Genomic DNA, 6,694 nt, shown 5'->3' on the forward strand with positions numbered 1-6,694 from the left:
CTGCCGCCGGCCTCTCACCTTTGCTGCAGCAGATACACCATGACCACTTCCATCCGCCTCGCTCCCTGGTCCGAAGTGCGCGAAACCGCGCGCGCCATCCGTTACGCCGTGTTCGTCGAAGAGCAGGGCGTGCCGGTGGAACTCGAGTGGGATGAATGGGACGACGTGAGCTGGCATGCGCTGGCGCTGGCCGGGGACGGCAGTGCCCTGGCCACCGGCCGGCTGCTGCCCGATGGCCATATCGGGCGCATGGCCGTGCTCAAGGCGGCGCGCGGCACCGGCGTTGGCGCCAAGGTGCTGGAGGCGCTGATGGCCAAGGCTGTCGAGCTTGGCTATCCCGAACTGGTGCTCAGCGCCCAGAGCCACGCGGCGCCGTTCTATGCGCGCGTGGGCTTCGAGCAGGTCGGGGAGCCGTTCGACGAAGTCGGCATTCCCCACGTGGAGATGCGCAAGTCGCTGCGCTGAGCGGCGTTACGCGCGCGGGAAGAGCGGCCGGGCGAGCAGCGCGCAGGCGCTCGCCGCCAGCCAGACACCAGGCCAGCCAAAGCCGGCGGCCATCCCCGGGATCGCCAGCGGTACCAGGAAGAAACCGGAAAAGGCAAAGGTATTGCCCAGTCCGAGCGCGGTGCCGGCGCGCGCCGCGCCTGCGATGGTGGCCAGCTCGGTAAAGGCCACGCCGTGCCAGGCCGAGGCGCAGATGCCGCCCAGCACCAGGCAGGCCATCAGCGCCGGCAGCAGCAGGGCGCGCCAGCCCGGCGCGGCGGCACTGAGCCAGGTCRGGGCGGCCAGCGCGGCAAAGACGAACAGGGTCACCAGGCTGCAACCGCGCATATAGCCGCGCCGATTGCCGCGGCGGTCGGTCCAGCGGCCGCTCCACACACGCATCACGGCGGCGCCGGTCTGCACCGCGGCCACCGTCATGCCGGCGGCGGCGACGCCGATGCGGCCGAAGTCGTGCAGGAACACCGTGGCGAACGTCAGCACGGCCACCTGCGGCGCGCACATCAGCCCCATGCCGCCCACCAGCCGCCAGACCCGCGCATCGCGCAGCGGGCCGCGTCCCGGGCCGGCAACAAGCGACGGGCCGCTGGCCGGCTGCGCGGACGGCGGCTCGTGGACCCAGCACCAGGCAAACACCGCGGTCACCGCGCAAAGCACGGCGAGCGCACCGTAGACCGCGGCGAAGCCCAGGGCCTGCGCCAGCAACGGCAAGGCCAGCGCGCCCAGGCCGCCGCCGGCCGGCACCGCGGTCTGGCGGATGCTCATGGCCAGGCCGCGTTCGCCTTCGCGGAACCATGCCATCACCGCGCGGCCGCTGGAGCCGTTGACGCTGCCGCCCAGCAGGCCGAGCACCAGCAAGCCCAGCGCCAGCAGCGCGTGGCCCGGCACATGGCTTGCCGCCGGCGCCATCGACGCTGCCATCAGCCCCAGCCACAGCGCGGTGGCCAGCAGGCCGGTCAGCAGCACGCGCCGGTCGCCCCAGCGGTCGGTCAGCAGGCCCCAAGGCACCTCGCTCAGGGCGATGCCGAGTCCCATCATGCCGAGGCAGAAGCCCAGTTCGCCGTCGTCCAGCCGGTAGCCGCTGCGCATCAGCACGGCCGTGGTCGGGATGCCGGCAAACGCGGCGGCAAAGCTGGCATTGGCCGCCACGCCGGTGGCCAGCACTTTCCAGCGGTGGCCGGGCTGGTGGCGTGGGGAACCTGGCAGGCTCGCAGGCCGGGCGGCGGCGGGCAAAGTGGCTGGAGATGAAGCGCGCGACATGGAATCCCCTGGGAAGAAGCGGCACGAATGGCCTTGACGCCCCGATTCTCTCAGTCGAAAATAATCCCGAATATCAGATAATTTTTTACTGAACATCCCAAATATCAGGACGATTTACATGGCTTCGGTGAATTTCGACCTCGACGTGCTGCGCAGCTTCGTGGCGGGGATGGAACTTGGCAGCTTCGCGCGGGCCGCCGACCGGCTCGGCCGCTCCACCTCGGCGGTCAGTGCGCAGCTCAAGAAGCTGGAGKAGCAGGCAGGCACGGCGATCTTCCGCAAGGCCGGGCGCGGCCTGGCCCTGACCGAGGCCGGCGAAACCATGCTGGCCTATGCGCGCAGGCTGCTGGAGCTCAATGACGAAGCCGCCTCCGCGGTGCATGGCGTGGCGCTCGAAGGCTGGGTGCGCTTCGGCTTGCAGCAGGATTTCGGCGAGATGCTGCTGCCGGAGGTGCTGGGCCGCTTTGCACGCGCGCATCCGAAGGTGCGCATCGAAGCGCGCGTGGCGCGCAATGCCGAGCTGCTGGACGGCGTTGCCGCCGGCCGGCTGGACATGGCGCTGGCGTGGGACGATGGCGTGCGCATGCCGCATATGGAGCGCGTGGCGGAGTTGCCGATGTGCTGGATTGGCCCCGCCGCCGCGCACGTGCCGTGGCACGAGGGCGAACCGCTGCCGCTGGTCGCGTTCGAGCCGCCATGCCGTTTTCGCTCGGCCGGCACCGCCGCGCTCGATCGCGCCGGCATTGCCTGGCGCGTGGCCTTCACCAGCCCGGGCCTGGGCGGCCTGTGGGCCGGCACGGCCGCGGGGCTGGGCCTGACGATCCGCACGGCGATGGGCCTGCCGTCATCGGTCCGGGCCTGGGATGCGGGCGAGGGCGGGCTGCCGCGGCTGCCTGCGCTGGCGCTGGCGCTCTACCGCAAGGATGACGAACTGGATGCGCCGGCCGCACGGCTGGCGGGCATCGTCGCCGAGGCGGTGCGCGAGGCGCTGCCGGTCAGGCTGGCCCAAGCCGCTTAGCCTGGCGTACCGGACCGCCCGGTGAACCGGCCCGCGGGGTCGTCTTTCTCCGGGCTCCGATGGCGCCGGACGCGGCAGCCCGCAGGATGCGGCGGAAGGTAGGGCATTCCAGGTGACTCGGCTCGGGGCAGGCGGCGGCGTGCCGCAGGCCGTCGCGCAGGGCGCTCAGGTTGCGGATCGTCTTGTCCAGTTCCTCCGCCTTGGCCGCGAGCATCTGCCGGTMGATGCGCGGGCGCCCGTCCGGCGCGAACATGAGCGCGATCTCGTCCAGCGAAAAGCCGGCGGCGCGCCCCAGCGCGATCAGCGCCAGCCGCTCCAGCACGCCGGGACCGAACAGGCGGCGCAGGCCGCGCCTGCCGATCGAGGCGATCAGCCCCTTCTCCTCATAGAACCGCAGCGTCGAGGCCGGCACGCCGGATCGCTGCGCCACCTCGGCTATGTCCAGGTTCATGTCCGGATCTTTCACCCTCTTGACCTCAAGTCGACTTGAATTTGTATAGTGCAACCTCCGCTACTTGAAGGCAAGCAAAGGGGKGATGATCATGGAAGTCATGCAGCAGGCTGATGATGAGCAGGGAAGGCTCTGGAACGGTCACGCCGGGCGCGCCTGGGTCGAGGCGCAGGCATCGCTGGACGCTATGTTCAGGCCGTTMGAAGACCTGCTCGTCGAAGAAGCCGCCTCGGCCGGAACCGCAGGCCGGGTGCTCGACGTGGGCTGCGGCACGGGCAGCACGACGCTCGCCGTTGCGCGGCTGCGCGGCGCAACGGCCCGCTGCACCGGCATCGACATTTCGCAGCCGATGATCGCCGCCGCGCGGGCCCGCGCCGCACGGGAAGGCATGCCGGCAAGCTTCATCTGCGCCAACGCGCAGGTCCACGCCTTCGAGCCGGCAAGCTTCGACATGATCATTTCGCGCTTCGGCGTCATGTTCTTCGATGACGCGGTCCGGGCCTTTGCCAACCTGCGGCGAGCCGCGCGGGACGACGCCGGGCTGCGGTTCGTCGCCTGGCGGAGCGCCGCGGAGAATCCGTTCATGACGACGGCCGAGCGCGCCGCGGCACCGCTTTTGCCGAACCTTCCCGCCCGCCGGCCGGGCGCGCCGGGACAGTTCGCCTTCGCCGACCAGCACCGGATCTGCGCCATCCTGGCGCAGAGCGGCTGGGCCGGGATCGATGTCCGTCCGATCGATGTGGCCTGCACCCTGCCCGAGAACGAGCTGGTCGGCTACCTGACCCGGCTCGGTCCCGTTGGCCTGATCCTGCAAGAGGCGGACCAACGCACCCGCACGCAGGTCATCGAAACCGTCCGCGCCGCCTTCGCGCCTTATGTGCATGGCGCCGAAGTCCGCTTTACCGCTGCCTGCTGGATGGTCGGTGCCCGCGCGCCGTCCGCGCCAGCGGCCGTTGCTGGCGCCTAGTACCTGGTACCAGCTACGAAGCGGCGGCGCGCGGGGCGGTATCATCGCGGTCTTTGATTTCTTGCCGCCCGCCTTGCGGTGGCGCCCGCTTCCGTCCACGCCATGCCAGAGAACCGTTCCCGCCTGCTCCAGGCCCTCGCCGATGYCATTCCCGCCCTCGAATCCGCCGCGGCGCCAGTCGGCGATCCGCCGGCCGGCGAGGCCCTGTTGTCAGCCTGGCTCCATCCCTGGCTGGCGGGACATTGCCTGGCGCAGGTGGACTGGCGCGAGTTCAGCACGCATGGCGCCCAGGTCGTGGCCGCGCTCGCGGTGCTGCGCGCTGCCGGCGTGCGCGCCATCGATGTCGACGATCTCTACGACGAAGACGGCATTCCGCTCGGTGGCGACGACAATGATTTCGATATGGAGCCCGCGGCCCTCTACCTGAGCCATGTCAACCGCGAGCTGGCGCCGCACGGCATGCAACTGCTGGAGATCGGGGGCTTCGACGATGCGTGGCTGCTGGCCGTGCGCAACGACCCCGGCGCGATCCGCGCGCTCGACGCTGCGCTGCGGCCGCTGGCACTGCAGGCGCGGCAGTACTGAGGGTTCCGGCGCCGGCCGGCAGGCAGGGAGTGGCGCCGCAGGCCGGCGCTCGCGTCTCAGGGCGCGGGTACCTGGCCCGCGTCGCGCKCCACGCGCAGGTGGCCGCGGTAAGAGACTTCGCCAGTGCGGCCGCTGGCATCGAAGCTACGTTCGTTGAGCTCGAAGCGGCCGTCGTGGCGCACCCGCAGCACAGTGCTGGCGCGCGTGCCGTAGCTGGGCGAGCGGATAAACGCCGACGAGAGCACCTTTTCCCATTCCGGCGTCACCCCGGTACGGGGGAGTTCGAAATCCAGCGCCTGGCGCGTGTCGGCCAGCAGGTCGAAGTAGGGATCGGCGCTGGCGCCGATCTGGCCGGTATCGGCCGCCAGCGTTTCCGCCAGCGCGCCGACTCGGCTGACCACCTTGGGCCAGGGGGTGTCCAGCAAGGCGTTGGACAAGCCGTACAGGCCCGCCTTCAGCCGTTGCGGATAGGGCGCCGTGCCGCGGTTGCTGTACCACCAGAGCTCGCGCAGGTCGCTCGCCAGCAGGTTGAAGCCGTTGTACGCGCCGGCGCGCGGCTTCAGCCCGGACAGGTAGCTATGGGGATCGTCCTCGCCGCGCAGGAATCMGGCCACCAGTTCGCCGCGCGAGCGGGCCTCGGTGCGCTTCTCGGACGGCGCGCGGTAGTTGGTCAGGGCCGCGAAACGGCCGTCGCCGGCCAGCCCCATCCACGTGCCCGGCTCGCCGATCACCTCAGCCAGGTCGCGACCCGCCAGCACCTGCGGGGCATCTTCCCACCAGTGCACCGGCGCCGCGGGGCGGGCGTAGAACTCGTCGCGGTTGCCGGCCACCACCAGGGCATAGTCGGGGTGGGATTGCCAGGCCACCAGAATCAGGCACATAGTGCTTCCTTTACTGCATTTGCTGCATTCACTGCGATCACAATATCCATGGCGCGCGCGCTGCAGGTGCGCCGCACGTCCACTGCGTATCCGGTTTGCGCTGCGCCGCGCGGCGAGGCCGGCTCAGAGCTGGTCCAGGTCGACAAACCGCTCGACCTGCCGCTCGCCGCTGACGAAGCGCTGCAGGCCGCTCTGCCGCCACAGCCCGTCGAGCAGGATGTCGAAGGCGGGCGGCACGTCGGCATAGGCTTCCATCCAGGTCTGCATGCCGTCGCGCGTCTCGGGCCTGCGTAAGAGCGTACCACCAATTCCGCCCGCCTCGGCAACGGTCTCCATCCAGCGGTGCCAGTGCGGCAGCGCTTGCTCGGCCAGGGTTTCCGGCACCCGGAAATAGACGTAAAGGTGATCGCTCATGACTGCCTCTCGCTCGCGCCGGCGGATGCTCAGGCCGCTTCGCCGAATGGTACCGCGTAGGGCAACTCGCCCGGCYGCACCGGGCTGCCCGTGGCGCTGCCCAGGTGCAAGGCCCCGCCGGCGGCATCGATCTTCAGCTCGGCGAGTCCGTCCCAGCCGCCTTGCGGCGCGGCGGCTGCATTMACCACCATGCCGCAGGGCTGGCCGGGGTCTTCGGGGCGGAAGATCTCGGTGGCCGCGGCCGGCACTTCGCCTTCGCCGTGGATCAGCCACATGCGGCGCTTGAGCGTGCCGCGGTACTGGCTGCGCGCGACGATCTCCTGGCCGGGGTAGCAGCCCTTGCGGAAGCTGAMGCCGCCCACCAGTTCCAGGTTGATCATCTGCGGGACGAACTGTTCCTGCGTGGCGGCGGCGATGCGCGGCACGCCCGACTGCACGTCCAGCCAGTCCCACACGGCAGCATCCGCCGGCTGCAGGGTGGCCGACAGCGCGGCCTGCATCTGCGGCGCCTGTTCGGCCGGCAAGGCGATCTGCCAGCGCGGCAGGCCGGCAGCATCCGGCAGGCGGATCACGGTGGCGCCGGCCGCCGCGGCGGTCTGCCAGGGCGCGGCCGGGGC

At 70.8% G+C, this 6,694-nt stretch carries 9 protein-coding genes; 4 read left to right on the plus strand and 5 right to left on the minus strand.

Going from position 1 to position 6,694, the window contains the following annotated elements; all coding sequences use genetic code 11:
* The first annotated feature begins 39 nt into the window (after positions 1 to 39).
* Positions 40 to 465 (plus strand): GNAT family N-acetyltransferase, encoded by a 426-nt coding sequence (locus tag AC1DKV_RS25410; protein ID WP_441615531.1) that lies wholly within the window; start codon positions 40 to 42, stop codon positions 463 to 465.
* 6 nt (positions 466 to 471) lie between these two features.
* Here AC1DKV_RS25410 and AC1DKV_RS25415 read toward each other — a convergent pair whose 3' ends face one another.
* Positions 472 to 1,761 carry an MFS transporter gene (locus AC1DKV_RS25415; RefSeq protein WP_477138273.1) on the minus strand — a complete coding sequence of 430 codons (1,290 nt, stop codon included), beginning with the start codon at positions 1,759 to 1,761 and terminating at the stop codon, positions 472 to 474.
* A gap of 118 nt (positions 1,762 to 1,879) precedes the next feature.
* Between AC1DKV_RS25415 and AC1DKV_RS25420 the strand changes: the two genes are divergently transcribed.
* Positions 1,880 to 2,779, plus strand: coding sequence for a LysR substrate-binding domain-containing protein (locus tag AC1DKV_RS25420; protein WP_477138274.1), 900 nt, complete (start codon positions 1,880 to 1,882; stop codon positions 2,777 to 2,779).
* Here AC1DKV_RS25420 and AC1DKV_RS25425 read toward each other — a convergent pair.
* On the minus strand, positions 2,757 to 3,230 hold the full coding sequence (locus AC1DKV_RS25425; RefSeq protein WP_477138275.1) for a helix-turn-helix domain-containing protein: 474 nt from the start codon (positions 3,228 to 3,230) through the stop codon (positions 2,757 to 2,759). The genes AC1DKV_RS25420 and AC1DKV_RS25425 overlap by 23 nt on opposite strands.
* A 91-nt stretch (positions 3,231 to 3,321) precedes the next feature.
* Here AC1DKV_RS25425 and AC1DKV_RS25430 point away from each other — a divergent pair, with 91 nt between their 5' ends.
* Complete coding sequence (locus tag AC1DKV_RS25430) at positions 3,322 to 4,197, plus strand: class I SAM-dependent methyltransferase (RefSeq protein WP_477138281.1); 876 nt, start codon at positions 3,322 to 3,324, stop codon at positions 4,195 to 4,197.
* A gap of 102 nt (positions 4,198 to 4,299) precedes the next feature.
* The gene (locus AC1DKV_RS25435) at positions 4,300 to 4,782 is read left to right on the plus strand and encodes a hypothetical protein (RefSeq protein ID WP_477138276.1); all 483 of its coding nucleotides are present in this window, start codon (positions 4,300 to 4,302) and stop codon (positions 4,780 to 4,782) included.
* A gap of 56 nt (positions 4,783 to 4,838) precedes the next feature.
* Here the strand turns inward: AC1DKV_RS25435 and AC1DKV_RS25440 are convergent, their stop codons facing one another.
* From AC1DKV_RS25440 to ygfZ, 3 genes are all read right to left on the minus strand, one after another.
* Complete coding sequence (locus tag AC1DKV_RS25440) at positions 4,839 to 5,663, minus strand: NRDE family protein (RefSeq protein WP_477138277.1); 825 nt, start codon at positions 5,661 to 5,663, stop codon at positions 4,839 to 4,841.
* Positions 5,664 to 5,786: 123 nt separating this feature from the next.
* Positions 5,787 to 6,077, minus strand: a complete 291-nt coding sequence (locus AC1DKV_RS25445) for a DUF4936 family protein (RefSeq protein ID WP_441615541.1) — start codon at positions 6,075 to 6,077, stop codon at positions 5,787 to 5,789.
* Positions 6,078 to 6,106: 29 nt separating this feature from the next.
* The coding region (gene ygfZ, locus AC1DKV_RS25450; RefSeq protein ID WP_477138278.1) for a CAF17-like 4Fe-4S cluster assembly/insertion protein YgfZ at positions 6,107 to 6,694 on the minus strand (588 nt) is incomplete at its 5' end.

Source organism: Cupriavidus sp. 05T41, assembly GCF_056396525.1.